19 protein-coding genes are annotated in these 15,812 nt (G+C 35.1%); 4 read left to right on the forward strand and 15 right to left on the reverse strand.

All coding sequences use genetic code 11. The features are described from left to right. On the forward strand, nucleotides 1-548 hold a 548-nt coding region (locus tag NYG92_RS07985; protein WP_289234067.1), incomplete at its 5' end, for a methyl-accepting chemotaxis protein. Nucleotides 549-630: 82 nt separating this feature from the next. On the opposite strand, the gene purN is transcribed toward NYG92_RS07985, so the two are convergent. From purN to tig, 7 genes are read right to left on the reverse strand one after another with little or no spacing between them, the layout of a single operon-like run. Beyond that, nucleotides 631-1,203 (reverse strand): phosphoribosylglycinamide formyltransferase, encoded by a 573-nt coding sequence (purN, locus tag NYG92_RS07990; RefSeq protein WP_270976836.1) that lies wholly within the window; start codon nucleotides 1,201-1,203, stop codon nucleotides 631-633. After that, a complete protein-coding gene (locus tag NYG92_RS07995; RefSeq protein WP_289234088.1) occupies nucleotides 1,194-2,546 on the reverse strand; it encodes an NAD(P)H-hydrate dehydratase in 1,353 nt (450 codons plus the stop codon). The genes purN and NYG92_RS07995 overlap by 10 nt, the downstream gene beginning before the upstream one ends. Then, nucleotides 2,546-3,769: a DNA recombination protein RmuC gene (locus NYG92_RS08000; protein WP_289234068.1), complete on the reverse strand. Its 1,224-nt coding sequence runs from the start codon at nucleotides 3,767-3,769 to the stop codon at nucleotides 2,546-2,548. Before NYG92_RS08000 ends, NYG92_RS07995 begins: the two co-directional genes overlap by 1 nt. Further along, the gene (locus NYG92_RS08005) at nucleotides 3,762-5,273 is read right to left on the reverse strand and encodes a YifB family Mg chelatase-like AAA ATPase (protein ID WP_004277805.1); all 1,512 of its coding nucleotides are present in this window, start codon (nucleotides 5,271-5,273) and stop codon (nucleotides 3,762-3,764) included. Before NYG92_RS08005 ends, NYG92_RS08000 begins: the two co-directional genes overlap by 8 nt. Then, nucleotides 5,260-5,793: a peptide deformylase gene (def, locus tag NYG92_RS08010; protein ID WP_027304702.1), complete on the reverse strand. Its 534-nt coding sequence runs from the start codon at nucleotides 5,791-5,793 to the stop codon at nucleotides 5,260-5,262. The genes NYG92_RS08005 and def overlap by 14 nt, the downstream gene beginning before the upstream one ends. Nucleotides 5,794-5,799: 6 nt before the next feature. After that, on the reverse strand, nucleotides 5,800-6,384 hold the full coding sequence (gene clpP, locus NYG92_RS08015; RefSeq protein WP_004277807.1) for an ATP-dependent Clp endopeptidase proteolytic subunit ClpP: 585 nt from the start codon (nucleotides 6,382-6,384) through the stop codon (nucleotides 5,800-5,802). Beyond that, nucleotides 6,384-7,706, reverse strand: a complete 1,323-nt coding sequence (gene tig / locus NYG92_RS08020) for a trigger factor (protein ID WP_289234069.1) — start codon at nucleotides 7,704-7,706, stop codon at nucleotides 6,384-6,386. The genes clpP and tig overlap by 1 nt, the downstream gene beginning before the upstream one ends. A 116-nt stretch (nucleotides 7,707-7,822) precedes the next feature. Between tig and folE the strand changes: the two genes are divergently transcribed. The 3 genes from folE to sodB all read left to right on the forward strand — a co-directional run bounded on the left by folE (nucleotide 7,823) and on the right by sodB (nucleotide 10,456). Continuing rightward, on the forward strand, nucleotides 7,823-8,395 hold the full coding sequence (gene folE / locus NYG92_RS08025; RefSeq protein WP_027304704.1) for a GTP cyclohydrolase I FolE: 573 nt from the start codon (nucleotides 7,823-7,825) through the stop codon (nucleotides 8,393-8,395). A gap of 294 nt (nucleotides 8,396-8,689) precedes the next feature. Next, entirely contained in the window at nucleotides 8,690-9,619 is a 930-nt protein-coding gene (locus NYG92_RS08030) for a DUF8374 domain-containing protein (protein ID WP_289234070.1), read from the forward strand. Nucleotides 9,620-9,814: 195 nt separating this feature from the next. Further along, entirely contained in the window at nucleotides 9,815-10,456 is a 642-nt protein-coding gene (gene sodB / locus NYG92_RS08035) for a superoxide dismutase (protein ID WP_220519265.1), read from the forward strand. A 4-nt stretch (nucleotides 10,457-10,460) separates the two neighbouring features. On the opposite strand, the gene hisIE is transcribed toward sodB, so the two are convergent. The 8 genes from hisIE to NYG92_RS08075 are packed head-to-tail and all read right to left on the reverse strand — an operon-like array spanning nucleotide 10,461 to nucleotide 15,797. Beyond that, nucleotides 10,461-11,084, reverse strand: a complete 624-nt coding sequence (gene hisIE / locus NYG92_RS08040) for a bifunctional phosphoribosyl-AMP cyclohydrolase/phosphoribosyl-ATP diphosphatase HisIE (protein ID WP_289234071.1) — start codon at nucleotides 11,082-11,084, stop codon at nucleotides 10,461-10,463. Further along, the gene (locus tag NYG92_RS08045) at nucleotides 11,081-11,389 is read right to left on the reverse strand and encodes a competence protein TfoX (RefSeq protein WP_139454560.1); all 309 of its coding nucleotides are present in this window, start codon (nucleotides 11,387-11,389) and stop codon (nucleotides 11,081-11,083) included. The genes hisIE and NYG92_RS08045 overlap by 4 nt, the downstream gene beginning before the upstream one ends. Then, the gene (gene hisF, locus NYG92_RS08050) at nucleotides 11,389-12,156 is read right to left on the reverse strand and encodes an imidazole glycerol phosphate synthase subunit HisF (protein WP_289234072.1); all 768 of its coding nucleotides are present in this window, start codon (nucleotides 12,154-12,156) and stop codon (nucleotides 11,389-11,391) included. The genes NYG92_RS08045 and hisF overlap by 1 nt, the downstream gene beginning before the upstream one ends. After that, nucleotides 12,157-13,116 carry an HTH domain-containing protein gene (locus NYG92_RS08055; RefSeq protein ID WP_289234073.1) on the reverse strand — a complete coding sequence of 320 codons (960 nt, stop codon included), beginning with the start codon at nucleotides 13,114-13,116 and terminating at the stop codon, nucleotides 12,157-12,159. Further along, nucleotides 13,101-13,838 (reverse strand): 1-(5-phosphoribosyl)-5-[(5-phosphoribosylamino)methylideneamino]imidazole-4-carboxamide isomerase, encoded by a 738-nt coding sequence (gene hisA, locus NYG92_RS08060; RefSeq protein ID WP_289234074.1) that lies wholly within the window; start codon nucleotides 13,836-13,838, stop codon nucleotides 13,101-13,103. The genes NYG92_RS08055 and hisA overlap by 16 nt, the downstream gene beginning before the upstream one ends. After that, nucleotides 13,835-14,422 carry an imidazole glycerol phosphate synthase subunit HisH gene (hisH, locus tag NYG92_RS08065; RefSeq protein ID WP_289234075.1) on the reverse strand — a complete coding sequence of 196 codons (588 nt, stop codon included), beginning with the start codon at nucleotides 14,420-14,422 and terminating at the stop codon, nucleotides 13,835-13,837. Before hisH ends, hisA begins: the two co-directional genes overlap by 4 nt. Next, complete coding sequence (locus NYG92_RS08070; protein WP_289234076.1) at nucleotides 14,419-15,084, reverse strand: DNA-methyltransferase; 666 nt, start codon at nucleotides 15,082-15,084, stop codon at nucleotides 14,419-14,421. The genes hisH and NYG92_RS08070 overlap by 4 nt, the downstream gene beginning before the upstream one ends. Further along, nucleotides 15,066-15,797 carry a hypothetical protein gene (locus NYG92_RS08075; protein ID WP_289234077.1) on the reverse strand — a complete coding sequence of 244 codons (732 nt, stop codon included), beginning with the start codon at nucleotides 15,795-15,797 and terminating at the stop codon, nucleotides 15,066-15,068. Before NYG92_RS08075 ends, NYG92_RS08070 begins: the two co-directional genes overlap by 19 nt. Nucleotides 15,798-15,812: the final 15 nt, after the last annotated feature.

Below are 15,812 nucleotides of genomic sequence, written 5' to 3' on the forward strand. Positions count from 1 at the left end.
AAAGCTCCAAACTTCAAAACGCTGTGCAAAACTTAACAACAAGTTCAAATTCTCAAGCAGCTTCACTAGAAGAAACAGCTGCTGCTTTAGAAGAGATTACTTCCTCTATGCAAAATGTCTCTCAAAAGACAAGTGATGTTATCACTCAAAGTGAGGAGATTAAAAATGTAACAAGCATTATAGGTGATATAGCTGACCAAATCAATCTTCTAGCTTTAAATGCTGCTATTGAAGCTGCAAGAGCAGGAGAACACGGAAGAGGCTTTGCCGTCGTGGCTGATGAAGTTAGAAAACTAGCTGAAAGAACCCAAAAGTCTTTAAGTGAGATAGAAGCAAACACTAACCTTCTCGTTCAATCTATCAATGATATGGCAGAAAGTATTAAAGAACAAACTGCTGGTATCACACAGATTAATGAAAGTGTAGCTCAAATCGACCAAACCACTAAGGATAATGTAGAAATAGCTAATGAAAGTGCAATTATCTCTAATAATGTTAGTGATATAGCAAATAATATCCTTGAAGATGTGAAGAAGAAGAAGTTTTAGAAGCTTTAATTTATACCTAGTGAAAACTAGGTATGAGTTTTTTGATTTTCTTTTTATTTTCTGCTCTTTAATGAAAATATTTTTAAGATTTATCAAAAAGCTCAATCACGCTTTGAGGCAAAAGCTCATATTCTAAAGCGTGAATTTGTGCCTCAAATTCCTCAAAGCTCAAATTTTTCTTTTCAAAAGCTTTTTGTGCGATGATTTTTCCTCCGTCAAGCTCCTCACTGACCCAATGCACACTCACACCAGCGACTTTCATATCGCTTTCAAAGCTTTCTTTTATAGCATTTGCACCCTTGAAAAGAGGCAAAAGTGAGGGGTGAAGATTAATCGCTTTCACATTTTGTGTAAAAACAGGACTTAAAATTCGCATAAAACCTGCCAAAATCGTTAAATCCACCCCACTTTCCTTAATCTTTTCAACTACCACTTCATCAAATTCCTCGCGACTTTTAAAATTTTTATGTTCGATAATCACGCTCTCAAGCCCAAATTTCCTAGCTCTTTCTATACCATAAGCGTCCCTTTTGTTACACAAACAAAGCACCACTTCAAAATGCGTTTTACCAAAGGTTTTTTGATGAAGTTTTGTGAGTAAATTTTCTAAATTACTTCCATTTCCGCTAAAAAGTATGGCAAGTTTTATAAGCATTTTAGTCCTTTTATAAGTTTTAAAGCATCAAAGCTATTTGCGTTAAATTGATATGTTTTTGAAACAAGAGCGTGTGCTAAAACGGCGTTTTTAGCAGCTTTTAAGGGACTAAAACCAGCTCCTAAAAGTGCGGCTATCATTCCCGCTAAAACATCGCCACTTCCACCTTTTGCTAAATTTGCTTTGCCAAGATTGACGATAAATTGTTTATCTTTTTGTGAAATGATTGTATTTGCACCTTTTAAAACCAAAACGCAAGGGTATTTTTGACTAAATTGTTCCGCATAAAAAAAGCGATTTTTTTGTAAATCTTGCACACTTAAATTCTGCTTAAAACACATTTTAAAAAGTCTTGTAAATTCTTTAGGATGTGGAGTTAAAATCACATCTTCTCTTTGTAAAAAGGATAAAATAGCCTCATCTAAAAAGGCATTAGCGTCTAAAACTAAGGGTTTTTTGCTCAAATTCTCATCTTTTAAAAGTTCTAAATTTAAAAGTCCCATTCCAAGGGCGACAGCACTAAAATTAAAATCCAAATTTTCTTTTTGCATTAAAAGTGCCGAATTTGGCTTTTCTTTTACAAGAGAAACTAATCCCGCTCCAAAATTTAAAGCCCCAAGTCCTGCTAAATTCGCTGCTCCTGCGTTTCCCACTATGGCGATATGTCCGTAAGCTCCCTTATTTGTTCCAGTCTTTCTTTTAATGAGTTTTAAATCCTTTTTTTCAAGTAAATATGTTTTTATTTCTGTGCTAAAAAGCTTATGAGAAATCCCAAGCTTTGCAAGTCTCAATCGCCCCACAAATTCCTTCGCAAAATCCTCTAGTAAAAGTTCCTTAAACGCCCCCATACTTAGCGTAATGTCCGCTTTAAAGCAAACCTCACTTCCCAAAGCAGTGGGTATATCACAGGCGATTTTAAGGGCTTTATGCTGATTAATCTTTTTTAAAAAATTTGCCGTTTTTGCGTCCAAATTCCCCTTAAAACCACTCCCAAAAATGCAATCCACTATCACACCATAACGCTTTATTTTAGGCTCTTTATTAAGAAAAGAAAAGCCATAATTTTTTAAAATTTGCTCTTGTTTTAAAAACATAGCATTTTCTTTAAAACCTAGCTTATAGGCTTTGGCTTTTTTAAGATGACGCAAGGCTACAAGCCCATCAGCAGCATTATTTCCCCCACCTAGCAAAAAAAGCACCCTTTTATTTTGAATCTTTTTACACTCTTTTTTGATTAATTTTGCTAAGGCTATGCCAGCATTTTCCATTAAAATAAGTTCATCAAGCCCTAAACTTACTGCTCTTAAATCAAGGCTTTTACTTTCCTTAACGACAGCCTTCATCACTCACTCCACTTTTCTAAGCTTTTTTGTGTTTTTGCGCCCAAATCTTTAAGCTTACTTACCCTTGAGTTTAAATTTCCTGTCCCTGAAAAAAGCTTATTTTGCAGATTTTCTATTTGAGTATTAAGGCTTTTGCTTGCATTTTTAAGCTTATCAAAATCCTCTAAAACCCCTGCAAATTTATCGTGAAATTTACCAAGCTCCTCAAAGGCTTTTAAAATATTTTCATTGCTTTTAATGTGTCTCCAAGAAATATTAATGGTATTTAACGCCATAAAAAGCGTGTGTGGAGTGGTGAGATAAATTTTTTTCTTATAAGCGTATTGATAGAGCGAGGCATCAACGCTAAGGGCAAGGTCTAAAAGATTTTGATAGGGGATAAAAAGCAAGATAAAATCATAAGTGTAAGGGCTAAATTTCGTATAAGGCTTTTTGCTAAGCTCATCAATTCTTTCTTTAAGATTAAAGGCAAGTTCTTTGCAAACGCGTTCATTTAAATCGCTAAAATCAAAATCATTTGGCAGGGGAAATTTCGCATCGATGATGATATTTTTTTGCGAGTCTAAAAACACAACAGCGTCCGCAATATAGCTTTTTAAATCCTCCTTAAACGGTACTTGGAGTTTATATTGCTCCTCTTTGATTAAACCGCTATTTTCTAGGATATTTTGAAGTTGAAGTTCGGCAAAATTCCCGCGAATTTTTTTATCTCCTTTGAGTATAGTGGCGAGTTTATCGGCATTTGTTTTGATAGTTTGAGAAAATTCAAACATATTTTTAATATTACTTTGAAGGCTAATTTCATTTTGGCTTAATCTTTCACTATATTCTCTTACACTTTTTTTTACAGGCACAAAAATCTCCTCCAAAAGCTTTTTAATGTCCTCATTTAGCATAATTTTGTTTTGATTAAGATAATTTAAATTTTGCTTTTGGAGATTATTTTCTAATTTTTGCTCTAAGAGATTAAGAGTTTTTTCATAATCTTGCTTTAAATTTTCTCTTTCTCTTAATTGTAATGACATAAATTCTTTATATTGCATTTCTTTTTCTTTAAGTGAATTTTCTAAAATTTCGCACCTTGAAAGAGCTTTATATAAAGCGTCTTTTTTATTTTCATTATCTTCTTTTAGGGCTAAAATATCCTTTTGTTTGATCCTATAAAGCACGACAAAAGCACATAATAAAATCAAAATAAATGCTAAAATTATACCCTCATACATCTTTAATCCTAAAACTCAAAGCCTCCAAAAGATGGCTTTTTTCTATGATTTCACTTTGTTTTAAATCCGCACAGCTTCTAGCGACCTTTAAGCTTTTATTAATGGAACGCCTTGAGAGTTTAAAACGCGATATAGCCATATCTAGCACATCTTTTGCCTCCTTGCTTAAAATGCAAAAATGCTTCAAATCCTCATCTTTTAACTTGCCATTAAATTCCCTCTGCCCTCTTTTTTTAGAAAAGCTAAAAGCCTCCAAAACAAGCTCACTCATTTGCTTTGAACTTAGGCTTGGCTTATCATCTTTGCTTATTTCATCCATAGCTACATAAAGATCTATTCTATCTAAAATAGGCGATGAAATACGCGCTTTGTATTTTTTCACCTCATTTTCTGTGCAAACACAAGCGAGATTTTTAGAAAATAAATTTCCACACGGGCAAGGATTTTGTGCGGCGATGAAGGCAAATTTGGTTTGGTAAGTAATTTTAGAATTGACCCTTGAAATATGAATTTCATAATCTTCTAAAGGCTCTCTTAAACTCTCTATCACCTGTTTAGAAAAATGCGGAAATTCATCAAAAAACAGCACTCCGCCATTTGCTAAAGCGACCTCACCTATTTTGGCATTAAGCGTTCCACCTCCAAAAATGCTAGCCCTCGTGCTAGTGTGATGTGGATGTCTAAAAACACGCCTTTTAGCAAATTCGCAATCCTTAGAATCTAGCGACATATAGGCATTTTGCATTAAAATTTCGCTTAAACTTTGCGGCGGCATAATATAAACAAGCCTTTTAGCACACATACTCTTACCACTTCCAGCACTTCCTTCAAAAAGTATATTATGCATACCAAGAGCGGCGATGATACAAGCTTTTTTGGCAAGCTCTTGCCCCTTCACATCGATGAAGTCAAGCTTAAATTCGTCATTGATGATATAAGGCTCATTTTCTATTAATAAGGGCTTGGCAAAAAGGGGGTGGCTTTGAGTGTGGCGGAATTTTTCATAATTTTTCTCTTTAAAAAATTCTAAAGCTTCAAATAAATTTTCGACACCATAAATTTCTAAATTTGGTATCATTGAGGCTTTGAGAGCAAGGCTTTTAGGCACGACAAGTTTGGCTCTTTTAAGCTTAGTGCTTAAAAATAAAAGCAAGGAAAAAAGCTCATTTGTGCTTTTGACACTTCCATCAAGTCCAAGTTCTCCCACGACAAAAAAATCGTCCAAGTTCTCCTCATTTTGCAGTAAAATCAAAAGTGCGATAGCAAGGTCAAAGTGTGAGCCCTTTTTGGGGATACCAGAAGGGCTTAGATTAATGGTGATTTTCTTAGCGGGAAAGGTAAAATCGCAAGTTAAAAGAGTCGCTTTAATCCTCTCTACACTTTCTTTAATGGCAGAATTTGGCAAACCTACTATGCTAAGATTTGGCAGTCCTCTTGTAAAAACGCTTTCTACATCGATTAAGTCCAATTCATCGCTAAAGCTTAAGCATTTAAATTTTTTCATTTGCTTTTTTTGATTTGCGTTGCTTTTTAAATTCTTTACTAAATTTTTCGCGTTTAGAAAAAGGAAGTTTTTCTATAAATAAATGCCCGTCTAAATGGTCATTTTCGTGCTGGATCGCCACAGCTAAAAAGTCTTCCGCCTCAAGCTCTTTTTCTTTACCAAAGCGGTCTTGGTATTTAAGTGTGATTTTACGATGCCTTTGCACTTCTTCGAAGAAATCAGGCACACTCAAACAACCCTCCGTGCAAACGATAAGCTCGTCATTAAGAGGAGTTATGACCGGATTGATAATTTCTAACAAATCTTCTTTTTTTTGCTCTTCATTTTCATCGATAATATTAACGATAAAAATCCTCAAAGGCACATCAACTTGTATAGCCGCAAGTCCCACACCACCACTTGAAAGCATAGTTTCATACATATCATCAAGTAAAGTGTGAAGCTCTTGGTCGAATTTTTCCACAGGTAAAGATTTTAAAAAAAGCCTTTTGTTAGGATAAGTGATGATTTTTCTTACCACGCTGTCCTACTTAAAGCTTTTTTCTAAAACCTTATCGATAAGCCCATATTCTTTAGCCTCAACCGCACTCATAAAAAAGTCTCTTTCGGTATCTTTGGTGATTTTGGCGATTTTTTGATTGGTGTTTTGGGCTAAAATTTCATTAAGTATGGTTTTAAGTCTTAAAATTTCTTTTGCTTGAATTTCTATATCTGTGGCTTGTCCTCTTGCTCCACCTAAGGGCTGATGAATCATAATGCGTGAATTTGGTAGAGCAAAACGCTTTTGCTTTGCTCCACAGCTTAACAAAAATGCCCCCATAGAAGCAGCTTGCCCTATACAAATGGTGCAAACATCAGGCTTAATATAATTCATCGTATCATAAATGCTAAAACCACTCGTTATTACGCCACCTGGGGAGTTAATGTAAAGATAAATATCTTTTTGTGGATCCTCCGCTTCTAAAAATAAGAGTTGTGCCACGATAGAAGATGCCACATCGTCATTAATCTCGCCACTTAACATCACAATGCGATCTTTTAAAAGGCGTGAGTAGATGTCATAGCTTCTCTCTCCGCGACTCGTTTTTTCTATTACATAAGGGATATACATTATTTATCTTCTTTCTTTTCTTTTTTAGCCTTTTCCTTAGGCATAAAAATGTCATTAAAAAGCTTTTCTTCAATCAAAGCCATTTTAACCGCTGGTAAAGCACCTTGTTTTTTATAATTTTCCAAATGCTCTTTAGGATTAAAACCATAGCGATATGCCTCAAAATATACCGCTTGAACAAGCTCTTGATCGCTCACTTCAATCTTTCTAAGCTTGGCTAACTCATCAATGATAAAGGTAAGTTTCACGCTTTTTTTCGCTTCATCTTTAAAGCTATTTCTCTTAGCTTCATATTTGTCTTTATCATTTTGAATTTCTTTTTTCTCTTCTTCGCTAAAGGCACCAAAAGCTTGTCTAAACTGCATATCAATCTCTTGCTCCAAAATACCCTTAGGCAAATCAAATTCAAAGGTTTCAATCAAAGAATCCGCAAATTTCGCCTTTAATTCTTCGTTAATAAGCTTGAATAATTTTTCATTTTTAATCTGCTCTTTAAGTTTTTCATCTAAAAGCTCTTCACTTGCTTTTTCTTCATTTGGAAGAAGTTTTTTAAGAAGTTCTTCGTTTAATTCTGGAAATTTAAGCTCCTGAATTTCGTGTAGTTTGATTTTAAAAATTGCATCTTTACCTGCTAAATTTGCCGCTCCATATTCTTTAGGGAAAGTTACCGAAATGTCCTTTTCTTCGCCACTTTTCATACCCACCATCGCCTCTTCAAAGCCCGGGATAAATTGCTTAGAGCCTATTTCAAGCACATAGTTTTCAGCCTTACCTCCATCAAAAGCCTTACCATCTATAAAGCCTTCAAAGTCAAATTTCGCATAATCACCCTCTTTTAAAGCCCTTTTTGTTTTAATTGCTTCAGTTGTGGCATAGCGTTTTAAAAGCTCATTTTTTTTCTCATCGATTTCTTTTTTACTGACCTTTGGAGTGCTAAATTCAGGGATGCATTTTTCATAACCCTCAAGCTTTAATTCAGGCTTAAAAGAAAGAATAAGTTCGGCGATAATCGCATCATTTTCACGCTCAAATTTTTCAAAATAAGGCTCACCCACAAGTTCTTTTAAATCTTTTTTAAGCTCCTTTAAAGCACTATCTACGGCATTTTTGAAAAGATTTTGTTCGGCATCGTTTCTTAATTCTTTCTCATATCTTTTCAAAACGGCACTTACAGGCACCTTACCCGGACGAAAGCCGTCCATTTTTATTGTTTTAGAAGCTTTTTTAGCTAAATTTTCTACCTCAGTATTAATCGATCCACTTGGAATTTTCACGCTTGCAGCGGCATTGGCAGAGTCTAATTGCTTGGCTTTTACTTCCATTTTTTTCCTTCAAATAAAATTCAGGCTGAAAGTATAGCAAATTTTTCCTTATTACTTGCATAAAAATTAAAGAGTAATATGATAAAATTAAGAAATTATAAATTGTGGAGAGAATTTTGCAAGAGAAATTTGAAAATTGTGTGAAAAATATGCTTGAGCTTATCGGCGAAAATCCTCAAAGAGAAGGACTTTTAAAAACTCCTACACGCGTTTTTAAATCTTATGAATTTTTAACAAATGGCTATAAAAAAGATGTGAAAGAAATTTTAAATAACGCTCTTTTTGATAGCTCAAACAATGAAATGGTTTTGGTCAGAGATATTGAATTTTACAGCCTTTGCGAGCATCATCTTTTGCCTTTTTTTGGGCGAGCTCACATTGCCTATATCCCAGATAAAAAAGTCGTTGGACTTTCTAAAATTCCACGACTTGTGGAGGTTTTTGCTAGAAGATTACAAATTCAAGAGCAGCTTACCGAGCAAATCGCAGAAGCTTTAATGCAAAATGTCGGTGCTAAAGGTGTTGGAGTCGTGCTTGAAGCAAGACATATGTGTGTAGAGATGAGAGGCGTTCAAAAGGCAAATTCCACGACCTCCACTTCGGCACTTAGGGGACTTTTTCTTAAAAATGAAAAAACAAGACGCGAATTTTTTTCTCTTATTAATTCTTCTAAGCAAGTGAGATTTTAAGGAAGTTGTGATGAAAAAAGACTTGCGGTGCAGTTTTACTGACATCTAAGAACTTATGAGAAAACTTATAAAAGTTTATTTAAACATATTGTAAAGATAAACGAAGCTGATGGTTGGGAGGTCGATTTTTTCATCTATACTTACGATAAATTCGAACATAACGCAAAAACTTGGCATCATCACAATCCTAACCTTAAAAATCGCTTTGTTCTAAAAAGTGATGAAGAAAATTTGCAAAGGATATTTCGCCCAAAAGCCCTTAATATAGGTCATTTAGAAGAGAACGAACATGGGATGTTGAAAAGTATTGAAGAGGGCAATAAACTCCGTCAAGCTTATGAAAAAGAGCAGGGCTTTAAATATGATTTGATTTTTTATACACGACCTGATTTGATTTATGTTAGCGATTTACGAATCAATACTTATTTAGATATTTATCAAAATCACCCTGAATTTAAGCATTTTGGACTTAATTATAAGTTTTATCTCGTGTGTCATGGGCAGTTTAAAAGGCTTCCTGTGGCAGATCTGCGTTATTTTTTAGAAAGTCTATGTTTTTTTGCAAATTTTAACGCAGGTTATATTAACGGCTGCGATGAGGGAGTGAAAATTTTAATTGATTATACTTTCAATAGGGATTATTTTATGCAAAGAGAGGATTTTATCGTTGGTTTTGGAAGTGATGTTAAGCAAAAATATGAAATGCTTAAAAAAGAATGTGAAGCTTTTAAACAATTGGGCTCTAAAGAAAATTTAAAATCTCTAAAAGCGAAAAATTTAGAACTTAAAATTAAAAAAAAGCAAATAGTTCTCAAAGAATTCATGCGACCCAAATTTATCTTAGCTCAAAATGAAAGCGCTTGTTTTGCAATAAAGCAACATTTAAGCTATAAGTTGGGTCAAGCGATGATAGAATGCTCAAAGTCCCTTTTTGGTTATGTGTGTTTGCCTTATGTTTTATATTACATCAAAAGCACACACAAAAAAGAAAATTTAGAAACTACACAACAATTTTTAGACTATGAAGAAGCACAAAATATTAAAAATCACTTAAGTTATAAATTAGATCAAGGCTTGCTCCAAAGGACACGGGGGGGGGGGGGGATTATGCAAAGCTATATAGCGCTGCTTAAATTTTGGATTTTTGATGTTAAAAAAATTAAAAAAGAATTTTATAAAACAAGCAAATTTTTAAAGACAAAAAGTGAGCTTACAAAAACTTAAAAAAGCTGAAAATGAATTTAATTCCATATTTTAAAGAAATCGCAAAAATTTCTGCCGTAAATAGAGCAAATAAAACTTTAAATAAAATGCTGTTAATGTAACTCAAATTTTAAATTTTTCTAAATTAAAAGAGTATTTTACTCTTTTTTAATGATTTTTTGTTAAAATTTCCTATCAAACTTTAAAGGAGACACGATGTTTGAATTAAGAAAATTACCTTACGATACTAATGCTTTTGGCGATTTTTTAAGTGCTGAGACCTTTAGTTATCATCACGGCAAACACCACCAAACTTATGTTAATAATCTTAACAATCTTATCCAAAATACCGAATTTGCGGGAAAAGATTTAGTAAGCATTATTAAAAGCTCGAGTGGCGGAGTGTTTAACAACGCAGCTCAGGTGTATAATCACGATTTTTATTTTGACTGCATTACTCCAAGTCAAAGCACCTGTGAATGCCCAAATTTAAAAGCGGCTTTAGAAAAAAATTTTGGCTCATTAGAAAGCTTTAAAGACGAATTTATTAAAGGTGCGACAGGGGTTTTTGGCTCGGGTTGGTTTTGGCTTGTTTTAGATAATAAAACGCAAAAACTTGAATTTGTAGGCACTTCAAACGCTGCTACGCCGATTTGTGATGATAAAATTCCTCTTTTAGTTGTCGATGTATGGGAGCATGCTTATTATGTCGATCATAGAAATGCTAGACCTGCATATTTGGAGAAATTTTACGCTCATATTAACTGGGCTTTTGTCGCTAAGGCTTATGAGTGGGCTTTGAAAGAGGGTATGAGCTCAGTTAGCTTTTACGCAAATGAGCTTCACCCTGTAAAATAAGGCTTTAAGCCTTATTTCTTTCCTTGAGCTTAGTGATAAGATCATTTAAGCTCAAGTTTTTATCGCTTAATAACACGCTAAGATGATAAAGTAAATCCGCCCCCTCGCAAATCAGCTCCTCTCTATCTCCAGCTACCGCCGCCAAAGCTGTTTCAACGCCTTCCTCGCCGACCTTTTGTGCGATTCTTTTCGTGCCACTTTGAAATAAGCTTGCCGTGTAAGAACTACTTTCATCAGCCATTTTTCTAGCATTTATCAAACGCTCAAGCCTTGAAAGAAAGACATAATCGCCCCCCTTAGAAACGCTCTCAAAACAAGATATAGTGCCATTATGACAAGTTACGCCTACGGGATTGACTAAGATTAAAAGGCTATCTTTATCGCAATCAAGCCCTAAATCTACGATATTTAAGAAATTTCCACTCTCTTCACCCTTAAGCCACAGTCTTTTTTTAGTGCGTGAATAAAATACGACCTTACCACACTCAAGGCTCTTTCTTAATGCCTCCTCGTTCATAAAGCCAAGCATTAAAACTTCACAGCTTTTAGCATCCTGTATGATGACAGGAACTAAGCCGTCCACCTTTTGCCAATCTAGCTCTTTAATCAAATTTTCAAATTGTTTCACCCTTTTTCCTTTAGCACTTTTTCAACCACTTCTTTTAATAAAGTCAAATTTTCAAAATCGACAACATACCAATCTTTAGCCTTTTCAAAAGGCTTATCCTTTTCATCTAAAATCCCTTTAAGTGTGTCATAACACTTAATGAAAAGCCTTTCATCGCACAACAAAAACAAAGGCTCTTTTTTCGCTCCCAAATGCACATAAATACAGTAATCTCCAAACATCTTCTTCGCACTAAAAACAAAATTTAAATTCGCATTTTCAAGGCATTCTAGCACGAAGTTTTTAAATTCCTCACTTGTCGCCATTATAGTCTTACACTCACGCCATTTTCTTTCAAAAAAAGCTTTAATTCTTTAATGTCAATAAGCCTTTGATGAAACACAGAAGCCGCCAAAGCTCCGTCAACGCCAAGCTCAAAAGCTTCTAAAAAATGCCCCATCTCTCCCGCACCGCCACTTGCGATTAAAGGCACGGAGCAAATTTCACGCACCGCTTTTAACTGCTCTAAGTCATAGCCCTTTTTAACGCCGTCTTGATTCATCATATTTAGCACCACCTCCCCAGCACCTAAATCCTGCACCTGTTTCACCCACTCAAGCGTGTTTTTACCGCTATGCTTACTCTTATTCTCATCGCCTGTGTATTGAAACACCTTCAAATTCCCACTCTCATCTTTAAAGCTATCCACACCCACGACAACGCACTGTGTGCCAAAGTCCTTTGCTAAACGCGTGATAAGAGTAGGATCGTTTAAAGCGGGGGAATTGATAGAAATTTTATCCGCCCCATTAGCCAAAAGTTCCGCCGCATCCGCCTCGCTCTTAATGCCTCCTGCCACGCAAAAAGGGATATTAATGCACTTTGCCACCTCACGCACCCATTTACGGCTCACCCTTTCCCCTCTCGCACTCGCACTAATATCATAAAATACAAGCTCATCAATGCCATTTTGAGAATAAAATTTCGCAAGTTCTACGATATCGCCCATATCTTTATGGTTTTTAAACTGCACCCCCTTTACAACCCTGCCGTCTTTAACATCTAAACAAGCAATAATGCGTTTTGTTAGCATCTATCCCTCCAAAATATGCTTTTCTTTAAGGTATTTTGCCATTTCCTCATCGCTTTTAACCTTGTCAAATTCTGCTTGAATTTTCGCATCTTTACCCGCTCTAATTTGCTGATTGATATCATTAATAAATTTTTTAAAATCCTCATTTTTATCCACAAGCATATCGATAGTTTGCATATCTAAAGCTTTTTCCTTCGCACTTAAGACGATTTTAGAATTTGAAATTTCGCTACCATCAAGCTGTATTACACCTATACCAAAGCTTTGATTAAGCCGTCTAAGCTCACTTAAAACCTCACTATCAAGCTCTTTTAAAACCACTAAATAACCCTCATTTGCCCAGCTAGAATTACTCACCGCTTGAAAATAATACTCTTTCAAATTTGAAAAATTAATCGCGATTTTAAGCTCAAAAGAAAAGATTTTATAGCTATTGAGTTTCAAACTTTCTAAAAGCCCTAAAGTTTCATTTTGATAATCATCATAAGGAAAATACACCCCCACAACATCAGGGTAATTCCACTTATCCTTGCCACTCTCGCTTTTCTTGCTTTTCTCGTGATAAATGGTCTTGGAATTTAAGCGAAAATCAAGATTTTCATAAAGAAATTTCACAAGCAAGGGGTGCAAATCCCTTTCATTAAATTTAGTTTTTTCAAGTTTCACTTCTTTTTCTTCGCTTAAGTTTAAATTTATAAGCTCATTTTGTCTTGCTCTTAGCCAAAATGTCGTAGGTTGCTGAGAAACCCTAATAAACAAAGAATTTTCACGCTTTTCTCTTATGTCTGTATTTATGATATTTCTTAAAGTAGCAATAGGATTTTGCCCTATGCTAAAAAGCTTTTTGTGTAAATTTTTCTCACAAGCTTTTTGCCAAATTTCATTAACGCTTAAGGGCTTATTATCCTGCTTTAAGATTTCTAAAGCTAGTTCTTTATAAATTATTAATTGGTCAAACATCTTAGCCCCTCCTCCACGCTAAAAATCCCCTCCAGCAAAGCCTTACCCACGATGACACCGCTACAAATTCCCTTAAGCTTTTTTAAATCCTCAAGTCCTGCCACGCCTCCACTTGCTTGAATATGAATTTGAGGGTAGTTTAAGGCGATTTGCTCGTAAAGCTTTACATTGACACCACTTAGCGTTCCGTCCTTTGAAATGTCCGTGCATAAAATGTGCTTTAAACCCTCTTTTGCATAGAATTCAAGCACTTCAAAAAGCCTTTTCTCACTCGTATCCTGCCAAGCGTTTAAAGCGAGGTAAAAATCCTCTCCCACAGGTTTTACATCAAGAGCTAGGCAGAGTTTATCCGCTCCAAACTCACGCAAAATTTCCACACAAAACTGCGGATTTGTAAGCGCTAAAGAGCCGATAACCACGCGTTTAACTCCACTTTCTAGCAAATTTTTCACTTCAGTTTTAGTGCGTATGCCTCCGCCTACTTGTAAATTTGCACTCACATTAGATGCAAGAGTTTTAATTAGCTCAAACTGCCTTTTGCTAGGCTCTTTAGCCCCACTTAAATCCACCAAATGAAGCCATTTTGCCCCCGCTTTTTCATAGACTTTTAATTTTTCCAAAGGCTTAAAATCATACACTTGCTTACTCTCATACGCTCCCTTAACAAGCCTTACAACCTCCCCGTCAATCAAATCAAGCGCTGGTATTAGCTCACTTTTCATCTATTCTCCTGTATAAAATTTTTAAGCAAAAGCTCCCCCGCCTCGCCACTTCTTTCAGGGTGAAACTGCACGCCGTAAAAATTCCCCTTTTTCAAAGCCGCACTAAAAGGCTTAGAATACTCACAAATAGCGATAGTATAGTCATTTAACCCCACACAATAACTATGCACAAAGTAAAAATAAGCCCCATTTAAGCCCTTAAAAAGTGGATCCTCGCTCTTAATCTCATTCCACCCCATATGAGGCAAAGAAAAGCCCTTTTTTTCTTCAAATTTCAAAGTCTTAAAAGGCATAATGCCAAGCGTTTTTTGCTCTAATTCTTCACTAAAATCCCCTAAAATTTGCATCCCTAAACAAATTCCAAGAAGAGGCTTTTGCGTGCTTTTAATAAAATCACAAAGCCCAAATTTTTCTAAATTTCTCATCGCTGCTGCTGCTGTGCCAACACCGGGTAAAAAGAGCTTATCCGCTTTTTCAAGCTCTTTTAAATCCCTTGAAACCTCCGCTTTAAAGCCTAGTCTTTCAAGACTAAATTTCAAACTCGCCAAATTCGCACAAGCTGTATCAATGATGTAAAGTTTCATAATGTGCCTTTGTTGTTTTCATACTCATATCTTAACGCATCAATGCTAATTAACTTTTCATCTTTCAAAATGTAAAAATAACTCCAGCCATTGTGATTTGCTTTATTAAGATATTTAGCTGCCATTTTGTGTATGCTTAAAATTTCTTTATTATCGCTAACTTTATTATTATGCGCTAAATAGCAAATGAAATTTTGATTTTTATCATAAAAACGCTCATTTTCCTTTAAAAACCCCGCGTTTAAGAGCTTTTCTAAACTTACTTTTGGAGGCTTAATTTCAAGTTCATTTCTGGTAAGTTCATTATCTTCTACGCAAACTTGCTCAATTCTCGCCTTAGCAATTTTGACATAATTTTCATCTTGTTCTATTCCTATAAAATGGCGACCTAGTCTTTTTGCAACTGCTCCTGTTGTGCCTGTGCCAAAAAAGGGGTCTAAGACTAAAGCGCCGTTTTTTGTGCTAGAGAGTATGACTTTTTCAAGCAAAGCTTCTGGTTTTTGTGTGGAATGAGCCTTTTTGCCATTTTTATCTTTTAATCTCTCATTTCCTATGCAAATTCCTATATTCCAAATAGATTTTTCTTGCTTATTATGATTTAAAAATTTCATTGTTTTATAATTAAAAGTGAATTTTGCATTTTTTATACTCCAAAAAGCCACCGCTTATCCTTAAGCCCACTAGTAACAAAATGCTCATAAGTTGTAAGCATTTCATCATAAGCAACAAATTCAAAAAAATCTTTTTTATCACGGTAGATTTCAAGCTCTAAATTTTGCTCAAATTTTTTACGATGAATTTGTGGAGCAACAATGTAAAATTTAGTCGCAAAGGCTTTGAGTTGCAAACAGCGGTTAAAAGCATTATTAAGCGTAGAAACGCTATCTACAATTTCAAAAGCACACTGCGGAAAAGCACATCTAGCATTATTAAACCACAAAACATCAATGCGACGCGTCTCGTTAATGATTTCTTTGTAAGTAAAATTTGGCAAATTTTTTAAATTTGCAATGTCTCTTAAATAAACGTTATCACGGTAAAGCTTTGATGGGTCGGCAGTGTAAGTAAGATAGCTTCTAGCATTACCAAGCTCAAGGCAAATACCCTGCATAAAAGAGTGCATTTTGACCTTATCGCTAGGCTTTGGCAAAGGATTTTCTCTATAATCCTTAAGAGCATAAATGCTTAAGCCTATTTTTTTAAAACGCTGCCCCTCTCTTAACTCCCTATAAAGCACACCACGAATACCAGCCTCCCACTCTTTACTTTCTTTGGCTTTAGGGTAGAATTTTGGAATTTTATGATAAATAACGCTTAAATTTGCACTTCCACCATTTTCTCTTAAAACGCTTTCAATAGCTTCCACTTTTGTCATTTTAGCCCTTTATTT

This window comes from Campylobacter felis (assembly GCF_030250085.1).
GTDB classification, from domain to species: Bacteria; Campylobacterota; Campylobacteria; order Campylobacterales; family Campylobacteraceae; genus Campylobacter_D; species Campylobacter_D upsaliensis.